The organism is Acinetobacter sp. YH12105, from assembly GCF_013419095.1.
In the GTDB taxonomy this organism is placed as follows: domain Bacteria; phylum Pseudomonadota; class Gammaproteobacteria; order Pseudomonadales; family Moraxellaceae; genus Acinetobacter; species Acinetobacter pseudolwoffii.
Map to the genome: position 1 here is coordinate 1 of NZ_VPAU01000027.1, position 18,786 is coordinate 18,786.

Here is an 18,786-nt window from a genome sequence, read left to right on the forward strand (position 1 = left end):
TTGAATTTGCTGCCAGATATCATCGGTGAGAAGAGTACGTGCCATTGAAAAAATATAGAAATCAAAAGAGCTTAAAGGAGGATTTTAAGTATTTAAAACCAATTTTTCAAATGAGGACACGCCCTAAGATGCTCAAGCTCAACAAGTTGAATAACTAGTCCTTTACAATAATTAGCAATTACTTCTACCCCTTTCTGCTCTCGCCAACTGGTATAGGTCATTAATATTGCAAGCGGTGCAAAGATCGTTGCTGACCAAAGCAAGAGATTGGTCGCTAAAGCAATATCAACATCTAAAAGTTTGAAGATTGCATAAATCGCAATGCATAAAACTAAAATGATTGCATACACTGCCAGTAAAGTAGCCAACAGATTTTCTGACTTTTTCATCTCTTGCTACCCCAAAAGCAATTTAGCTTCTATTTGGCAACACGTTGTTTATTTTCTAAAATTTCTGGTAAACCACGTTCAATCCAGTGAATCATTTGCATCACTTTATCTGCAGCTTGTGAACCGGTAATGGTCAACTGATATTCCACTTTTGGTGGCACAACCGGATAAACCGTTCTGAGCACAAAACCATCTTGTTCCAGCACTTTTAAAGTCTGGGAGAGCATCTTTTCACTCACCCCTTCAATCCGTTGTTTCAGTTCACTAAAACGATGCACACCTTTACTCAGGCAACGCAACACCAAGACCGACCATTTATTGGCAAGATGTTCCAATATTTCACGTGATGGACATTCAGTTGATAAAACCTGCCCTAGTAACGGACTAATTGCATAATTTGTCATAAATCTATCTCGGGATTTTATTACTTACTGATTTTAATATACTTACTCTTTGTAAGCTAACAGATTAATATTTCGTCAGCAAGCTGATTTACATTTCGTGATTGAATCGAATCCACCCGACTTCAATAAAAAATAAGTATAAAAAAAGAGCCTCCATAGAGACTCTTTTTTAAACTACATCAACAAATTATGCATTTGTTTCTGCAGGAACTTTAGGATAGCTTACGCCGCCCATTTGTTCAGCAATACGTAATACCTGGCAGCTATAACCCACTTCGTTATCGTACCAAACATAAGCAGTTAAACGGTTGCCTGAAGTGATTGTTGCTTGCGCGTCAAATACACCTGCAGTGCGTGAACCAATAAAGTCAGAAGAGACCACTTCAGTCGAGTTGGTATAACCGATTTGACCTTGAAGGATCGAACCGATTGAAATCTGACGAATATATTCGTTTACTTCATCACGATCAACGTCTTGACCTAAAGTCAGGTTAAGAATTGCAAGTGATACATTTGGCGTAGGAACACGTACAGAATTACCTGTCAATTTACCTTGAAGTGCTGGCAGCGCTTTAGCAACTGCTTTCGCTGCGCCAGTTTCAGTAATAACCATGTTCAATGTTGCAGCACGGCCACGACGGTCCGCTTTATGGTAGTTATCGATCAAGTTCTGGTCGTTTGTGAACGAGTGAACTGTTTCAACATGACCATTTAACACGGTGTATTTATCATGCAATACTTTCAGTGTTGGAGTAATTGCGTTAGTCGTACAGCTTGCAGCAGAGATGATGCTATCTTCAGCAAGGATGTCCGCCTGGTTCACACCGTAAACCACATTCTTCATGTCACCTTTACCAGGTGCAGTCAGAATAACACGAGCAGCGCCCGGGCATTTCAGGTGTTGAGCAAGACCTTCAGCATCACGCCATTTACCAGTGTTGTCGATTACAAGTGCATTGTTGATACCATATGCTGTGTAATCCACTTCAGAAGGATTAGACGCATAGATCACTTTAATGAAGTTACCGTTTGCAATAATTGCTTCGTTTTCTTCATCTACAGAAATCGTGCCTGCAAATGGGCCATGAATAGAGTCACGACGCAGTAGAGATGCACGTTTTTCCAAATCACCATCAGATGATTTACGAACCACGATTGCTTTCAGGCTTAGACCGCGACCCAGACCTGATTGACCAATCATCAAACGTGCCAGGATACGACCGATACGACCGAAACCATAAAGAACTACGTCTTTATGTTCTACAGCAGCAGCATTACCTTCTAGAGATTTAACAGCGTCTGCAACAAATGCATCGATGTCGCCGCCTTTTTCTTTAAATTCAACAGCAAGTTTACCTAGATCAACTTCAGCAGAACCGATGTTCTCAACTTTCGCCAACGCTTCAAGAATTGGGAATGTATTTACAACCGAAAGTTCAACATCGAGTACGCGAGTACGGCGGTGTGCTTTCAAGATCTGAATCACAGAACGGTTAATTAAAGAGCGACCATAAACTGTAGCTACAATATTTTTTTCACGATATAACTGACCAACAAGGGCAATCATGCGTTCCGCAAGTTCTTCACGGTTTTTCCAGCGACCTTGGTGCTCTGCATGTAGGGCAACGATAGTGTCTTTGCTCACAGATACGTCCTCTAATTAATTGTAAATCTAGGCATAAATTTCAAAACCCCATAATTGTAATGGAATTGGAGACAACTTTGAATCAAAAGCTCACCGAGACGAGTGGTTTTTAACGTATATTCACTATAAATCTGGGAAATAGTTGCAATTAGCTAAATGATTTTGCATTCAAAAATTTTAAAAGCATGCGTTTTCCCGTGTGGAGCAGAAATTTGTTAAATGTTGTTTATTCATTCGATCTCTTTTTAATTTTAAGAGTCTAATCGATCCTGATAGTTTGCCAGATTTTTCTTAAGCGCTAATTGCTGTTTACGCTGCTTAAATAGATGCAGAATTCCTTCAATCACCAGCACCAATACGGCAAGCCAAATTGGAATATAAGTCAGCCACTCGCCAGCTTCGACACGCTCCCCCAAAGCCATCGAGGCAAAGGCCAACAGCACAGGTTCCAGATAACTCAACAACCCAAAAATAACAAAGGGTAAATATCGGCTGGCGAGAATATAGCTACCGAGTCCTAGTGCGCTCAAAAAACCCAGTACCAATACTGCCCAGATCAAATGAGAATGATTTAACATGAGCTGCATCGAGTCGCTATAAATAAAACCCAGATAAAATGCAGCGGGCAAAATCAGAAATAGATCCCACCAGAAGCCCCCCAAATGATCCGTAGCAAATTTACGCCGCATGAAAAAATACAAAGGATAGGCCAAAGCCACATAGACCGTTTCCCATGCGATTGAACCAATTCGCCAGATCTCATGCCCTACACCCAATACCGCCAAAGCGACAGCGACCATCTGGAATGATGACAATTTTTCTTTATAGAGCATACAGCCGACCAGCACCATCACCAGAGGCAATAAAAAATAACCGAGTGAGACTTCTAGGCCACGGCCATTGATAGGGCCCCACAAGAACAGCCATAACTGTGTGGTACATAACAAAGAGCTGATCAGCAGCCAGATCAACAAGGCAGGTTGCTGCAAAACCCGCTTAAAGATACTGCTGATATGTTGCAGATCACCCGACCACCACATGAAGGCTGTAAGGAATGGCAAGGTCGCTAGCATGCGCCATGCAAAGGTCTGTTCACTATCTAAAGGCTGTAAAAAAGGCGTAAATACATAGAGCACTCCAAAAACCACGGAGGCCAAGACAGATAACGCGATGCCTTTATACATATTTAAACTCTACTTTCGTTCGCCGGCATTATAACGATTAGTACAATAGAAAGCTTGATGCTTCATCTATTTAAAATGCAGCTATCTCTCGATTTTAGATTGCCTTTCGACATATAAAATAAAAAAACCATGCCGTAGCATGGTTTCCATTAAGACGATATTTTTATCTTTGAGTTTGTTTGGTATGAATCACATCGCTCAGGTCATAACCCACCGACTGTGCATATTGTAAATATTCATTCACCACATTTTTATCCAGTTGTGGATTACGTGAGAGTATCCACATATATTTACGTTTAGGCTCACCGACCAGAACAGTTTGATAATTTTCATCCAGTTTTAAGACCCAATAATCGCCACGAGCGACCGGAATCCAGCGAATAAAGTCCGGCAAGAAACTGACTTTTAACTTGGTATTCTGTGGTGGATTTTGCACAAATGCCTCGCCCAGCGACTGGGTTTGTCTACCATCTTTTTTAATGCAGCGGTTATCCACCACGATATTGCCATTTTCATTTAAGGTATAGGTTGCAGTGACATCACGATCGCATTTATTTTGAAAAGACAAAGGCTTGCGCGCCACTTCATACCAAGTCCCCAAATAACGGTCCAGTTCTACTTTTTCAACAGTGGCTAATGGCTCATTTTGCGCATAGGCCATCGTCGCCGCGCCCAAACCAAGAAGAACCGCACTACCCACAGCAATTTTTGCCAGCTTCAATCCATTACCTGAAGAATTTTGAGTTGTCATAAAAATACCTATTATATGTTCACAAAATATTTATTTAAAAATTTTCTGTTCTTACAATAGCCTTATCCAAGCACTTGATTTGTTACATTATGTTTGGTTTATGATTGACTTTAGGTCATCGAAATAAAACTTCATGTAAAAAAAATCAATCAAACATCTGGGCTTTTAAACGCACAATTTCATCACGCATACGCGCAGCCTGCTCAAACTGTAACTCTTTAGAGGCTTTCAGCATTTCCTTTTCAAGCTTGTTAATATGCTTCGCAAACATTTTCGGGTCTGCCATGATATGTCGTTCATCTGCACTGATCGAGCGCGCCTGATCAGAAGCTTTCAATTCAATTGAATCATCATCCAATATTTCACCGGTATCAATTTCCTTGATTACCTGACGGACTGCGCTACGCGGAGTAATACCATGCTCTTCATTAAACTGAATCTGCTTGGCACGACGTCGATCTGTCTCATCAATGGCTTTTTGCATTGAGTCAGTTATTCGATCTGCATACAAAATCGCCCTCCCTTTCAGGTTACGCGCAGCACGCCCGATAGTCTGAATGAGAGAACGCTCAGAACGCAGGAAACCTTCTTTATCGGCATCCAGAATCGCAACCAGTGACACTTCCGGCATATCCAGACCTTCACGCAGCAGGTTAATCCCGACCAGCACATCGTGTACGCCAGTACGCAGCTCATGAATGATCTTGACGCGCTCAACAGTATCGATATCCGAGTGTAAATAAGCGACCTTAATCCCGTACTCTTTTAAATAAGAGGTCAGGTCTTCTGCCATGCGCTTGGTCAAGGTGGTGACCAGTACCCGCTCATTGATATCTTTGCGCAGATTAATTTCTGAAAGTACATCATCGACTTGCGTCAGTACCGGACGAATTTCAATTTCAGGATCGATCAGACCGGTCGGACGTACCACCTGCTCGACAATCTGCTGCGATTTTTCCAGTTCATAACGTGCTGGCGTTGCGCTGACATAAACGGTGGTCGGGACAATGCGTTCCCATTCTTCAAATTTCATCGGGCGGTTATCTAGCGCGCTTGGCAAACGGAAGCCGTAATTCACCAGATTTTCTTTGCGCGAACGGTCGCCTTTATACATGGCACCAATTTGTGGCACAGTCACATGCGATTCATCAATAATCAGCAAGGCATCATCGGGAATATAATCGAACAAGGTTGGCGGCGCCTCGCCTGAAGGACGTCCAGACAAATGACGCGAGTAGTTTTCGATGCCATTGGTATAGCCCAACTGCTGCATCATTTCCAGATCATAACGGGTACGCTGTTCAATCCGCTGCGCTTCCAGCAATTTGTCATTTTCACGAAAGAACACCAGTCGTTCTTTGAGTTCTTCCCGAATGGTTTCAATCGCGCGGGATAAATTGTCTTTTGGCGTGACATAGTGACTTTTGGGATAAATCGTCACCCGCGGGACTTTGCGCACCATTTTTCCGGTCAGTGGATCAAACCAGCGGATGGAGTCGACTTCATCATCAAACAGTTCAATCCGGATGGCATCCTGATCCGATTCTGCCGGAAAAATATCGATAATTTCCCCACGAATACGATAAGTACCGCGCAGGAATTCCAGTTCATTACGCGAATACTGCATTTCGACCAGACGGCGGATAATGTCATCACGACCAATGCGGTCGCCTTCCACCACATGCAGCAACATGCTCATGTAGGCATTCGGATCACCCAAACCATAAATTGCAGAAACTGATGCGACAATAATTGCATCACGACGTTCTAATAATGATCGGGTCGCGGAAAGACGCATCTGGTCAATATGGTCATTAATTGCGGCATCTTTCTCGATAAAAGTATCTGAAGATGGCACATAAGCTTCCGGCTGATAATAATCATAATAACTGACAAAATACTCGACGGCGTTATTCGGGAAAAATGCTTTAAATTCGCCATAAAGCTGTGCAGCCAGCGTTTTGTTATGTGCCATGACAATGGTCGGACGCTGGGTCTGTGCAATCACATTGGCCATGGTATAAGTCTTACCCGACCCGGTAACGCCCAGTAAAAGCTGATCATGAAAGCCCTGTTCAATACCCTTGACCAGCTTTTCAATGGCCTGTGGCTGATCACCTGCGGGTTGATAACTGGTTACTAATTCAAAGGGTTGCTTATCAGTCACAGCTACATGTCTCAACTCGAATGCGGATCAGGAATTTTAGCAGATTTCAGACTTGCCGGAGCAGATTCCATAGCCAAAATACCGAAATCCAACAGATGATGACAGTCGAGAAATATGTTGAGAATTCTCATATTTAGTCAGTCTTTCAACATTCAGGCCATCCCTGCTTTTTACTTGACCCCAACCCCGATCAAAGGCAACATGAAGATCAGGATGGCCTCGAATAGACAATTATGACTTACCACTATCACGATGAAAGTATTGTTAAATCCCTTCCGGAAAATACCGTGTTTGTTTTTGGCAGCAATCTGGCGGGTCAGCATAGCGCAGGCGCAGCAAGAACAGCGCTTGAGCATTTTGGTGCAGTCATGGGCGTCGGTCGTGGCTGGTCGGGTCAAAGCTATGCCATTCCAACCATGAACGAGCATTTGCAGCAAATGCCGCTGTCACAAATCCAGCACTATATCGATGACTTCAAGATTTACACCAAAAACCATTCTAAAAATAAATATTTTATTACGTCTTTAGGATGCGGGATCGCAGGTTATAAAGTCGAAGAAATTGCACCGATGTTTAAAGGCATTTCACGCAATGTCATTTTCCCGCAATCTTTCCGCCCTTTTGTGGAAAAGCCTCTACCCAAATTAAGCGTAAACTTCCTACATACGATTTTTCGCGATTCAGTCATTTTAAATCCTGCGACTGATGAGCTGATTGAAGAATTGCCATTGACCGAAAATGAAAAAAGTCTGGCGAGGATTATTTTAAATACCCAGATCTATCCGACCGACAGCAATGGGCGGGAACGGGTCTTCGAAATTGAAGATATCCTGCATAATCTAAATACCAAACTGGTCGATTTTCAGAGTCATTCCGAAGGTGCCATGCTGTTTGGGGGTGTGATTTTAGCGCTACTTGAGCTGTATAATATTAATGAAAAAGACTTTATTGATGTCTGGCAAGAACAGCGAGAAATTGCCCCACCAAAACCGGAAAATAAAGCACGTAAAAGCATTCGCTAATAACTTATCTCTCTAAAAGCCAATTTCTGAATTGGCTTTTTTTATGGGTATAAGATGTGCAAGGTCAATAGATCAACTAATTATTTTATTCTGCTTAGCGATGAGCTTTTTGAGATGCTGCATGTATTCGATCAAGATCATGCAAATGAGAAATGAGAAATGAGAAATGAGAAATGAGAAAAATCTGGCCAGGGTTTTATCTGCTCGAGAAATAAGGAAATAGATGAAATATTAATTGCTGAATATCTAAAAATTTACACAAAAAAAGCCATGACTCATCATAGCTTTTTGAGTTCGACCAATTAACGTTTACCCATTGAACGACGCGTACCGCGTGGCGGCATCCAGGTACGGTCAGCATAACGCTGCGGTCTTGGTCTTAAATCTTCCAGAACTTCTTCCGCAGCATTTTGCTCCGCTTGTTTGATCGGGAAAGGTAAATTAACCAGAGGCTTTTTTTTGGGAGGCGTTTGGGTGCTCATATGATTCACTCAATAATATATGCGCCTATTGTACAAAAAAACTCAGGCAACTGGGTAGCAGGATCTTGGATAAATTCTGTTAGTACTATTTGGAGCTCAAGCACGGAAAGCAAAAATCAATTCATTCCTAAACGACTTGCTGCAAAAATCGGCCTCATTCAGGAACAAAAACCTATATTGAGGACTTAAAAAATCAAAATTTTGCTGAGATAAAAACCAGATTTTTCTCTACTTAAACTAACTGTCTACATTTTAAAAGACTTATTTTACAGATGTTTCTTTGTTAACAGCTCAAACCTTGAATACAAAAAACACACAAAAGCTACCAATCTTAACCGATGGTTAACCTTTGATCTATTGTTCTATAACTGAATTTTTTAATGAAGTTCACATAATTAGTGAACTAGAAAAACGAATAAATACACTGGACATGGAGTTCCAAATCAATGAAAACAATGCTGGCATGTATGGCAGGCCTTGTCACTTTACCTATGGTCGCCCACGCAGATTCGCCTTATTTTAGTCTACAGGATGGAGATGGCTTTAAACGCTTTTCTGTGTCTGTGGGTGCACTACATGTGATGCCACAAGGTAAGGCCCAAGCTTTTGCAGTCAATACTGCGGTCAAAAATGGTGAAGTAAGTGATGTCGGGGCAGTCAAGTCAAGTACTGTACGCGACAATATTCGTGAAGGTTATAAAATCCCGCCTTTACTCGATTTAGCTTTAAACCTACCCGAAATCTCGGCTCCCCTCAGTGGGCAAGCCACCATTCAAGGTTTAGAACAATGGAATAATCCAGGGACTGGTCTGGAAGCCGATGATGTCACGACTTTAGGCATCATGACCAATTACTATTTTACTGATCATATTTCCTTTGAAATGAAAGCTGGTATTCCACCCAAAGTGGATTTACAAGGCAGTGGTAAAATCTATGCCCCATTTTCGGCCATCGCAACCCCCCTGGGGGGTGCCTTAGGCAACCTTGAATTGGCCAATGATCTTCTGATTACAGACTTGGAAGCCTATGGCCCTGCTGCCTCGGCCCGTGCCTGGACACCTGCCGTTGAATTCCAGTATCACTTTGGTAAAACCGGAGTGAATAAATTTCGTCCTTATGTCGGCTTAGGTGTGATGTATGCCTATTTTAATGAACTGGAAATCAACTCGCGTACCGAGCAGGACCTGATTGCTGCTGGACATATGATTGCCAATATTAAACAAGGCAATGCTGGTGCTTCCCTTGAAGGTAAGCTAAGTGAAGCCGATCCTAAAGTAAAACTTGAAGCCTCAGATGTCTTTGCCCCTGTCGCTACGGTTGGCTTCAGTTATGACTTTAATGATACCTGGTTTGCGGTCGGCTCAGTCTCCTACGCACATCTGAAAAATGATACAACCATTACCGTCACTGATAGTACGTTGGGCGAACTGATTCGTTCCAAGGCAGATATTGAGATTAATCCGATTCTGGCCTATGCCGGTATTGGCATGCGTTTCTAAGTTCAATATCAGGTTTCAGCAAAACGGCTTCGGCCGTTTTTTTAGGCTTAAAATATTGATAAAAAAAATTTATCTTTCGATCAATTTTTATTTTATCGCCTCCTTTACCTGAATCGAATACTATAAGCGCTGACTTTATCTGCCTGCCTGCCCTATGTCCGATACTCCATTTTCCAAAGCGCTTATTTTTATGCTGATTGGCTCCGCTATCATTCTGGCATTGTCATTGGGCGTACGTCATGCATTTGGTCTTTATCTGGTGCCGATGAGTGATGAATTTGGTTGGGGACATAATGTTTTTAGCTTGGCGATTGCCATGCAAAACCTGATCTGGGGAGCAGTACAACCCATTACTGGAGCCTTCGCAGATAAATATGGCAGCAAGATTGTCGTTGCCTTAGGTGGGGCACTCTATGCCGTGGGCTTGCTACTCATGGCGGTCAGTTCTACTGGACTGCTGTTAAATCTGAGTGTGGGCCTGATTTTAGGTCTGGCCCTGTCTGCAACATCTTTTCCGGTTTTACTGTCTGCTGTAGGACGTGCTGCACCACCAGAAAAACGCAGTCTGGCGATGGGTATTGCCAGTGCGGCCGGATCTTTTGGCCAGTTTATCATGCTGCCTTCGACCCTGTTGCTGTTACAGAATGTCGGTTGGTCAGGAGCATTGGTGGTCAGTGCGATTTTGATTGCCCTGATTGTACCACTGGCCTGGATGCTGAAAGCACCAATGTATATTCATCCAAATGCAGCATCTACACCCAATAAAGTGTCCCTCAGTTTTAAACAGATTCTGCTGGTAGTGAAAAATCATAAACCCTTCTGGTTTCTGTCTATGGGCTTTTTTGTCTGCGGTTTCCAGGTGGTATTTATTGGCATTCACCTGCCGGGTTATCTGATTGATCACGGTTTTAATGCCACCACAGGGACTATTTTTCTGGCATTGGTGGGTCTATTTAATGTGGTCGGCACCTATACTGCAGGCTGGCTCGGGGGTAAATATTCCAAACCGCATTTGTTGATGGGTCTCTATGGCTTACGCGGGATCGCAATTACTGCCTTTCTCATGCTGCCACTGAGCACATGGACAGTCTATGCCTTTGGTGTCATTATGGGATTACTCTGGCTATCGACCGTTCCGCTCACCAACGGCATTGTGGCGAATATGTTCGGGGTGAAATACCTGACCATGCTCAGCGGTATCGTGTTTTTTACCCATCAGGTCGGCTCGTTTTTCGGTGGTTATCTTGGTGGAGTCAATCATGACTTGAGTGGTAATTATAATGCTGTCTGGATGCTGTCGATTGCCTTAAGCATTTTTGGCGTATTGGTACATTTCTGGGTCAATGAGGAGCAAATTGTGCATGACTGATTCTATGCTCATACTCAAAATCTCGATTGCTGTGGCGCTCTTGCTTTTATTTGCTCTGTCGGTGGCATTATGGATCCAGACACCGCAGCTGTTTGAATACTTTAATCAGGCCTTTTGTGCGCATTAAACTGCTGAAATTTACTCAGCTAAATAAACACAATTCACAGCACAATACCTTAAATGATTCATAATCAATAGAATAATAAAAATACAAGGTTATTTATAAACTTTCGATCATTACTTTTTTAATTTTGTTTCAATCGGCAATTTTCTTAGATGCTTATGAACAAGAAAATTCCGAGACTTTACATTCCAGTCGTCCTTTTCCAGCCGATCAGCACCATTTACTCAAACGGATCAGTCTTGCCGGTAGTCGCCTGTATTAATGAGAAACATCATAATAAAAAAAGGACGATCCAGCCTTCCAGAATAATTAGATCAGCGAGGTATACACTTTCACCATTGAGGAACTAACCACCTCAATGGTGTTTTATTTTTGGGATATTGCCAGTTCTGCTCGAGTGAATTTTATTTTTCAAGCTTGATGAATATAAGATTCTTTCGTATATCCTTTTACATAACCAAGTTATTCTTTACTTTTTCTCACCTAATTAACCTAGTGTGTTTTCCTTTTTCTGCTTAGCGTATTCAGTCATGAATATGTTTATCGCCTTAAGGAGAAAAAGATGAATACCAGTCATTTGTCAGATTGTGTTCAAACCTGTATGAGCTGCTCCCTCACCTGTATTGCTTGTGCAGCTGCCTGCTTAAAAGAAGAACATGTAGAAATGATGCGTGAATGCATCCAGCGTTGTCTGGATTGTGCCGATATTTGTCAGCTCTGCGCGCGTATGGAGCAGAAGCAATCGCCTTTTATGCAGGAAATCTGCGAGCTGTGTGCCAAGGCTTGTGATTATTGCGCAGAGGAATGCAGTCAGCACCAACATGAACATTGTCAGCAATGTGCAGAAGCCTGTCGCCGTTGTGCAGAAGAATGCCGAAAAATGGCTGCTTAAAAACCAAGTTAATCAACTTTATCTTCATCCGAATTGAATTGGTCAATGCTTTATCTTCTAGCTGATTTAAAGCATTTAAAACAAAAAACCCGCAAGCCTTCACTTACGGGTTTTTTAAATCCAAGGCAAACATCTCGCTTAGAATAAACGATTCATACCATTGAGTGTCGCTACACGGTAGGCTTCCGCCATGGTCGGATAGTTAAACGTGGTTTCCACAAAATACTTGATCGTATTGTTTGGACTGTTCATCACCGCCTGACCAATGTGGATAATTTCAGATGCATTATTACCGAAGCAATGTACACCCAAAACTTCCAGCGTTTCACGATGGAACAAAATCTTTAATTCGCCCATAGTGTCACCGGTAATTTGCGCACGCGCCAAATGACGGAACGAGGCCTGACCGACTTCATACGGAATTTTTTCTTCAGTCAACTGCTGCTCAGTTTTACCAATCGAAGAAATCTCGGGAATGGTATAAATTCCGGTTGGAATATCAGTAACGGGGGCAACGTCTGGCTCACCGCTCATATTGGCACCCGCGCAACGACCTTGGTCATAAGCAGCAGATGCAAGCGACGGCCAACCGATTACATCACCGGCAGCATAAATATTTTCAACTTCAGTCTGATATTGATCATTTACAGTCAATTGACCACGGCTGTTTGGTTTCAGACCTACATTTTCAAGACCTAAACCATCGGTATTGCCTGAACGGCCGTTACACCACAAAATTGCATCGGCTTTAATTTTTTTGCCGCTTTGCGTGTGCATCACCACGTGATCATCAAATGTTTCCAGGAAGTCGATCTGTTCATTGTGACGAATCAGCACCCCTTGCTCACGCAAGTGATAAGACAGCGCATCGGAAATTTCATCATCCAGATAGCTTAACAGTTTGTGCTGGGTATTGATCAAATCAACTTTATGCCCAAGACCAATAAAAATCGATGCATATTCACAGCCAATTACACCTGCGCCATAAATAATGATTTTCTGGATAGAAAAGTCCAGATCCAGAATTTTATCTGAATCAAATACACGTGGATGATTAAAATCAAGAATTTCTGGGCGATACGGACGCGAACCGCTGGCAATGACCAGTTGCTTAAACATCAAGGTTTCTTTAATGCCGTCTGGACTAAATACAAAAATAGTATTTTGATCCTGAACATAGGCTCGACCATGATAGATATCGATCTTGTTACGGTCATAGAACCGTGAATGTGTATCTACTTGTTGTTGAATCACTTTATGCGCATGACGCAATACTTGCTTCATGGTGAACTGTTTCCAGTCCCCAACTTTCTGAAACAGTGGATCACGTTGATAACGGATAATACTGGATACCGTTTGACGCAATGCTTTACTTGGAATGGTACCCACATGGGTACAGTTACCACCTAGCTGTTCACGCATCTCAACGATTGCAACACGCTTACCAGATTTGGCAAGTTTCATTGCCGCGCCTTCGCCCGCAGGGCCCGAACCTAGAACTACCGCATCATATTTAACGAAAGTCCCACTAACGACCTCTTTTTTACGTGGCATTCAACGCTCCTCAAAATTAAAAAATTCACTTTAATCTACCTGCTTATTATGACGTAAATCCTGTTGATTTTGTGTATTTAACTCACATATATTGGTTGATGAGAACATTTTTTAAATGAATACCCCTTTTTGCCCTATTTATAGCTAAGTTCGTTATAATAAACGCGCTATCTTTGATCATCTCCCCCTTCAAAAACAGTGGAAAAGTTGAATATGTCTGAAAACCGTAAACCTGAACAGGGTGTCAAACTTCGTGGCGCAGAGAAAGTCGCTCGTATTCCTGTAAAAGTGATCCCTACGGTTGAAACACCACGTAAGCCGGACTGGATTCGCGTAAAGATGGCAGCGCCGGAAGAAGTACAACGGATTAAAACAACGCTTCGCGAGCAAAAACTACATACTGTCTGTGAAGAAGCAGCCTGTCCAAACCTGCCTGAATGTTTTGGTGGCGGTACCGCAACCTTTATGATTATGGGTGATATCTGTACCCGTCGCTGTCCATTTTGCGATGTAGCACATGGTCGGCCAAATGCCCTGGATGCAGATGAACCGCGCCACATGGCCGAAACCATTGCTAATCTTGGGTTGAAATATGCCGTGATTACCTCTGTAGACCGTGATGACTTACTCGATGGTGGTGCGCAGCATTTTGTCGATTGTATTAAAGAAGCACGTGCTTTAAGTCCAAAAACTTTACTTGAAATTCTGGTACCGGACTTCCGTGGCCGTATGGATATTGCACTGCGCATCATGACCGAATGTCCACCCGATGTGTTTAATCATAATATTGAAACAGTACCGCGTTTATATAAGGCGATGCGTCCAGGTTCTGATTATCAGCACTCTTTAAACCTGTTAAAAATGTTTAAAGAATATTGCCCGGATATTCCAACCAAATGTGGCCTGATGGTCGGTATTGGTGAGACTGAAGAAGAAGTGCTTGCCTTACTTGACGATTTGCATGCACACGGCGTGGACTATGTGACGATTGGTCAGTATCTACAGCCTTCTAAAGAACATGCAGCGATTGATCGCTTTGTGACCCCTGAAGAATTCGAACGTTATACCGAACATGGCCAAAAACTGGGCTTCCGCAATATCTGGGCAGCACCCATGGTTCGTTCAAGCTACTTTGCCGATCGTCAATACTACGGCGAACCGGTTCCAGCAGTGCGTCGTAAAACTGACCCTGCCAAGAAAATTGCTGTTCAGGCCATTGAAGCTTAGTCCTGTTTAAACCAATGAAATAAAAGCCCTCTCAAGTAGAGTAATGCCAGTCAGTTAAGCAATTGACTGGCATTTTCTTTTTTAAATTCAGTATTATATTTGATAGATAGCAAAGTCATCCGCAACTATTTGAGGCATCAGGTGTATTGCACCGCAAGATTAAAAAAATGATGGTTTCCATGACAAATTGACGAGTCGATAGTGGCTGACGAGTTTTGCAGTGAGGGATCACAAGATGCCTTCCTTGCGAAGTTTCGCTTCTCATTTGGGCAAAACCAAAGTAACAAATGTTTTACAAATATTTGATTTAAAAAGTTAAGACTCCATCGTGAACGACTAAAAAGTTAAAGAGTCTATTTCTAAATTCTTTAACTGATCAGCATTACTCTCCAGTAGAGGGCTTTTTAATATCCATTATTAAAATTTTACTGAGCGTTAAACCCCATTTTTTATTTGAGATAAAGATTAAGTCATTACTTATCTTCACATTTCTTTGCGCGTTCTCACTTGAAGATTGATCATTTTTCCAACAACCTCAAAATAGATGCAAGACTTAAACATATCGTTGCCATACTTAAAAAGATCATTCTCACAAATCCAATGCTAAACCTGTCTGATTCTCGAACGACTAAAAATGAATGAACGGTGGTGAAATATCTGAGAAATCCAGACAAAGCCGGTGTTGTATAAATCTGGAGAAATATAACAATGTCATTTATTTTCGCTGTGCTACTGCTATTACTGAGTTTATGGGCAGTTTTCTATTTTCAGCTCTCGCGTAGTGCGGGTGCAATCGTGCTGATGGTCGTGTCAGTGGTCTGTGCCTTTCTTAGTCCGTGGTCACTGATTCTTGGTATCCCACTCATCCTGATCAGCCTCGTGGTGATAATCGACCCTCTGCGCATGTCGTTTATTTCCAGACCGGCCTATAAAGCACTGGCCAATGCCATGCCGAGCATCAGTCCGACAGAGCGTGAAGCACTGGACTCCGGAACCAGCTGGTGGGAAAAAGAACTGTTTATGGGTGCGCCGAACTGGGAAACCTTTAATAGCTATCCTTATCCAAAACTCTCGCTAGAAGAACAGGCTTTTCTGGACAATGAAGTTGAAACCTTGTGCAGCATGCTGGATGAATGGGAAATTCACGAGCAGAAAGCGCTGCCTGATCATGTCTGGCAATATATTAAGGAGCATGGTTTTTTGGGCCTGATTATTCCCAAAGAATATGGTGGTCGCGCATTTAGTTCTTTTGCTCAAAGCCGGGTGATGAGCAAGATTTCCTCTCGCTCCCTCACCACGGCCGTGAGTTGCATGGTACCGAACTCTCTCGGCCCGGGTGAACTATTGCTGCATTATGGTACTGAGGAACAGAAAAACCGTTACCTGCCGGGCCTGGCGCGAGGTGAAGAAATTCCCTGTTTCGGCCTGACCAGTCCGGAAGCGGGCTCTGATGCAGGCGCTATTCCCGATACTGGCGTGGTCTGCTACGGCCAGTTTGAAGGTCAGGAAGTCCTAGGCTTGCGAATGAATTTTTCCAAACGCTGGATTACGCTGGCACCCATTGCAACAGTGGTAGGTCTGGCCTTTAAAATGTATGACCCGGATCATCTTTTGGGCGAACAGACTGAATATGGTATTACCTGTGCCCTGCTGCCTGCCAGTCACGAAGGGGTCCAAGTAGGTCCTCGTCATAATCCCGGCCCACCATTCATGAATGGTACAGTTGAAGGTAAAGATGTATTTATTCCTCTGGACTGGATTATTGGTGGCGTAAAAAATGCCGGTAAGGGCTGGCGCATGCTGATGGAATGTCTGGCTGTGGGTCGTGGCATTTCCCTACCGGCACTGTCTACTTCTGCGGCAGAAATGACTTATTTAAATGTCGGGGCTTTTTCCCGAATCCGTCAACAATTTAAAATTTCAGTCGGCAAGTTTGAAGGTGTTCAGGAAGCCAATAGTGAAATTGCCAGTGATACCTATATGCTGGAAGCTTTCCGTTATCTGGTGACTTGTGGCCTTAATCAGGGCGGCAAGCCTGCTGTAATGACAGCGATTGCCAAATACTATGCCACAGAGGGAATGCGTAAGGTGGTGAATCACGGGATGGATGTGGTCGGTGGCCGCGCCATTCAGATGGGGCCACGTAATTTTCTGGCACCTTATTATCAGGCGATTCCAGTCTCCATTACCGTTGAAGGTGCAAATATTCTCAGTCGTTCCCTGATGATTTTCGGTCAGGGTTCAATGCGTTGCCATCCTTATCTCTATGAAGAATTACAACTCTTACAGGCTGAAGACCCGGCAGCCGCACTCAAGCCTTTTGATCATTTATTGTTTAAACATCTGGGATATACCTTTAACCGTACCGCCCGTTCCTTTGCCTACGCATTTACGGGTGGTTCAAGTACAGCACCTCAAAGTGCGGTTGAGTTTACCCGACCTTATTACAAGGTCATTAACCGGCTGAGCGCCAACTTTGCCTTAACTGCAGACATGTGTCTGGGTTTACTGGCAGGCGATATCAAACGCAAAGAAATGCTGTCCGGACGTCTCGCCGATATTCATGCTCACCTGTTTATTGCCTCCTCTATTCTGAAGTATTTTGAGCATAGCAAAAAGACTGAAGCTGAACGTTTGCATGCACAGCTTGCAATAGAAAAGTCACTCTATACAGCGCAGGAAGCATTTTATGATCTGTTTGCTAACTTCCCGGCCGGTGCAGCAGCAGGCATGGTCAAGCTGTTATGTTTCCCATTTGGCCGTCCCGTACACAAACCCTCAGACCAGCTTAAACAGCAGGTTGCAAATAGCATGATGGAAGATAACGCATTCCGTCAGGTATTGAAAAAGCATGTCTATTACAATACCCATGAAACTGATGTCACTGGACGCATGGAATCGACTTTCGCTTTGCTACTGGATATTGAACAGCTTTGGGATCGCTTTAAAAAAGCTGAAAACAAAGGTCAGTTTAAAGGTTTAAGCTTTGCCGAGCATGTGACAGATGCACAGCAACATGGCTTTATTAATGATAGAGAAGCAGAAAAACTGCTTCACTATAATGCACGTCGTTATGACAGCATGCTCACAGATGTCTTTGATCTGCATTTACAGGAAGTATTGGAGTTGGAGAACCCCCATATTCGTAAAGCAGATGCGACAGGAACCGATACTTCTGTTCAAACCGATCCTTTACACTCAACTTCGCCTTAAATCAAACTTTGACCAAAGGTGTCATAAATTCCAAAGTGGGATCGTAGTTGAATATTTCACTTTAGAACCTTTCCAAGTGGCTTTTTAGCCACTTTTTTACGACTATGGCACGATGGTATTTCGCATAAAAAGCACTAAGCTAGAGCTATAAGAAAATTGAGGGTAAACCATGTCACAACAAGATTATGAAAATGGCCTGAAAGTGCGTACTGATGTCATGGGCGAAAGCTTTGTCAAACGTGCACAGGAAAATACCGTGCCTTTTACCCAGCCTCTACAAGACTGGATTAATGAACATGCCTGGGGTTCAACCTGGCAACGTGAAGGTGTATTGCCACGTAAATATCGTTCTTTAATTACCATTGCTTTCCTTACGGCTCAAAAAAGCCCCACTGAACTAAAAGGCCATGTTCGGGGCGCTCTTAACAACGGTGCGACGGTTGAGGAAATTCAGGAAGTGTTACTCCATAGCCTGCCATATTGCGGTGCACCAGCAACTCAGGAAGCATTTCGGGCGGCACTTGAAGTGATCCAGGAATATCAGGTGAATCAGGAATAATTTGGTTGCAGATGAAATTGAGCCGTTTTAGAAATGAGCTCACAATTTAATTTTGCAGATGATTCATAAGTTACTTAGGCTAAATAAAGCTCAGCTGATTTTAGTTGCTTACCCTGATCTCAGCCTATCCGTCAAATGAATATGTACCGAGAAATTGTAGATTCTCGGTACATTACACTAGGGTCTGTTGACATTTTCTGTTCAAAAAAATAGCGAGAAAGTAAAATTTAATCGCCAAACCAAATTTACTTCTCGCTATGCCTCGTACAATGCTGAATGATCAACACTGGTCTAAGTTACTTTCT

The 18,786-nt window shown here is 42.9% G+C and carries 16 protein-coding genes and 1 pseudogene; 9 read left to right on the plus strand and 8 right to left on the minus strand.

Going from position 1 to position 18,786, the window contains the following annotated elements; genetic code table 11:
- Nucleotides 1-92: 92 nt before the first annotated feature.
- The 6 genes from FTU44_RS14200 to uvrB all read right to left on the minus strand — a co-directional run bounded on the left by FTU44_RS14200 (nt 93) and on the right by uvrB (nt 6,540).
- Nucleotides 93-389, minus strand: a complete 297-nt coding sequence (locus FTU44_RS14200) for a hypothetical protein (RefSeq protein ID WP_257226518.1) — start codon at nt 387-389, stop codon at nt 93-95.
- A 29-nt stretch (nt 390-418) separates the two neighbouring features.
- Nucleotides 419-793, minus strand: coding sequence for a helix-turn-helix domain-containing protein (locus FTU44_RS14205; RefSeq protein WP_180051211.1), 375 nt, complete (start codon nt 791-793; stop codon nt 419-421).
- Nucleotides 794-980: 187 nt separating this feature from the next.
- Entirely contained in the window at nt 981-2,438 is a 1,458-nt protein-coding gene (locus FTU44_RS14210; RefSeq protein WP_005096443.1) for a glyceraldehyde-3-phosphate dehydrogenase, read from the minus strand.
- A 251-nt stretch (nt 2,439-2,689) separates the two neighbouring features.
- Entirely contained in the window at nt 2,690-3,622 is a 933-nt protein-coding gene (gene rarD, locus FTU44_RS14215) for an EamA family transporter RarD (RefSeq protein ID WP_180051215.1), read from the minus strand.
- 163 nt (nt 3,623-3,785) lie between these two features.
- Nucleotides 3,786-4,373, minus strand: a complete 588-nt coding sequence (locus FTU44_RS14220) for a lipocalin family protein (RefSeq protein WP_180051218.1) — start codon at nt 4,371-4,373, stop codon at nt 3,786-3,788.
- Nucleotides 4,374-4,518: 145 nt separating this feature from the next.
- Nucleotides 4,519-6,540: an excinuclease ABC subunit UvrB gene (uvrB, locus tag FTU44_RS14225; RefSeq protein ID WP_180051221.1), complete on the minus strand. Its 2,022-nt coding sequence runs from the start codon at nt 6,538-6,540 to the stop codon at nt 4,519-4,521.
- Nucleotides 6,541-6,773: 233 nt separating this feature from the next.
- On the opposite strand from uvrB, the gene FTU44_RS14230 reads away from it, so the two are divergent.
- Nucleotides 6,774-7,562, plus strand: coding sequence for a hypothetical protein (locus FTU44_RS14230; protein WP_180051224.1), 789 nt, complete (start codon nt 6,774-6,776; stop codon nt 7,560-7,562).
- A gap of 302 nt (nt 7,563-7,864) precedes the next feature.
- Here FTU44_RS14230 and FTU44_RS14235 read toward each other — a convergent pair whose 3' ends face one another.
- The gene (locus FTU44_RS14235; protein WP_004646507.1) at nt 7,865-8,044 is read right to left on the minus strand and encodes a hypothetical protein; all 180 of its coding nucleotides are present in this window, start codon (nt 8,042-8,044) and stop codon (nt 7,865-7,867) included.
- Nucleotides 8,045-8,490: 446 nt separating this feature from the next.
- On the opposite strand from FTU44_RS14235, the gene FTU44_RS14240 reads away from it, so the two are divergent.
- The 5 genes and pseudogenes from FTU44_RS14240 (at nt 8,491) to FTU44_RS14250 (ending at nt 11,928) form a co-directional block, all read left to right on the plus strand.
- The gene (locus FTU44_RS14240; protein ID WP_180051227.1) at nt 8,491-9,543 is read left to right on the plus strand and encodes an OmpW family protein; all 1,053 of its coding nucleotides are present in this window, start codon (nt 8,491-8,493) and stop codon (nt 9,541-9,543) included.
- A 154-nt stretch (nt 9,544-9,697) separates the two neighbouring features.
- Nucleotides 9,698-10,912, plus strand: a complete 1,215-nt coding sequence (locus tag FTU44_RS14245) for an MFS transporter (protein ID WP_100357208.1) — start codon at nt 9,698-9,700, stop codon at nt 10,910-10,912.
- Nucleotides 10,905-11,039 carry a hypothetical protein gene (locus tag FTU44_RS15255; protein ID WP_005096435.1) on the plus strand — a complete coding sequence of 45 codons (135 nt, stop codon included), beginning with the start codon at nt 10,905-10,907 and terminating at the stop codon, nt 11,037-11,039. Before FTU44_RS14245 ends, FTU44_RS15255 begins: the two co-directional genes overlap by 8 nt.
- A gap of 163 nt (nt 11,040-11,202) precedes the next feature.
- Nucleotides 11,203-11,298: pseudogene (locus tag FTU44_RS15260) on the plus strand (TauD/TfdA family dioxygenase); the annotation flags it as partial.
- Between the two features lie 300 nt (nt 11,299-11,598).
- A complete protein-coding gene (locus tag FTU44_RS14250; protein WP_100355231.1) occupies nt 11,599-11,928 on the plus strand; it encodes a four-helix bundle copper-binding protein in 330 nt (109 codons plus the stop codon).
- A gap of 138 nt (nt 11,929-12,066) precedes the next feature.
- On the opposite strand, the gene sthA is transcribed toward FTU44_RS14250, so the two are convergent.
- A complete protein-coding gene (gene sthA, locus FTU44_RS14255) occupies nt 12,067-13,482 on the minus strand; it encodes a Si-specific NAD(P)(+) transhydrogenase (protein WP_005096431.1) in 1,416 nt (471 codons plus the stop codon).
- Nucleotides 13,483-13,695: 213 nt separating this feature from the next.
- Between sthA and lipA the strand changes: the two genes are divergently transcribed.
- The 3 genes from lipA (at nt 13,696) to FTU44_RS14270 (ending at nt 18,481) form a co-directional block, all read left to right on the plus strand.
- Nucleotides 13,696-14,709, plus strand: a complete 1,014-nt coding sequence (lipA, locus tag FTU44_RS14260) for a lipoyl synthase (protein ID WP_005096430.1) — start codon at nt 13,696-13,698, stop codon at nt 14,707-14,709.
- A 708-nt stretch (nt 14,710-15,417) separates the two neighbouring features.
- Entirely contained in the window at nt 15,418-17,922 is a 2,505-nt protein-coding gene (locus FTU44_RS14265) for an acyl-CoA dehydrogenase (RefSeq protein ID WP_180051230.1), read from the plus strand.
- Nucleotides 17,923-18,091: 169 nt separating this feature from the next.
- Nucleotides 18,092-18,481 carry a carboxymuconolactone decarboxylase family protein gene (locus FTU44_RS14270; RefSeq protein WP_100357211.1) on the plus strand — a complete coding sequence of 130 codons (390 nt, stop codon included), beginning with the start codon at nt 18,092-18,094 and terminating at the stop codon, nt 18,479-18,481.
- The last annotated feature ends 305 nt before the right edge of the window (nt 18,482-18,786 follow it).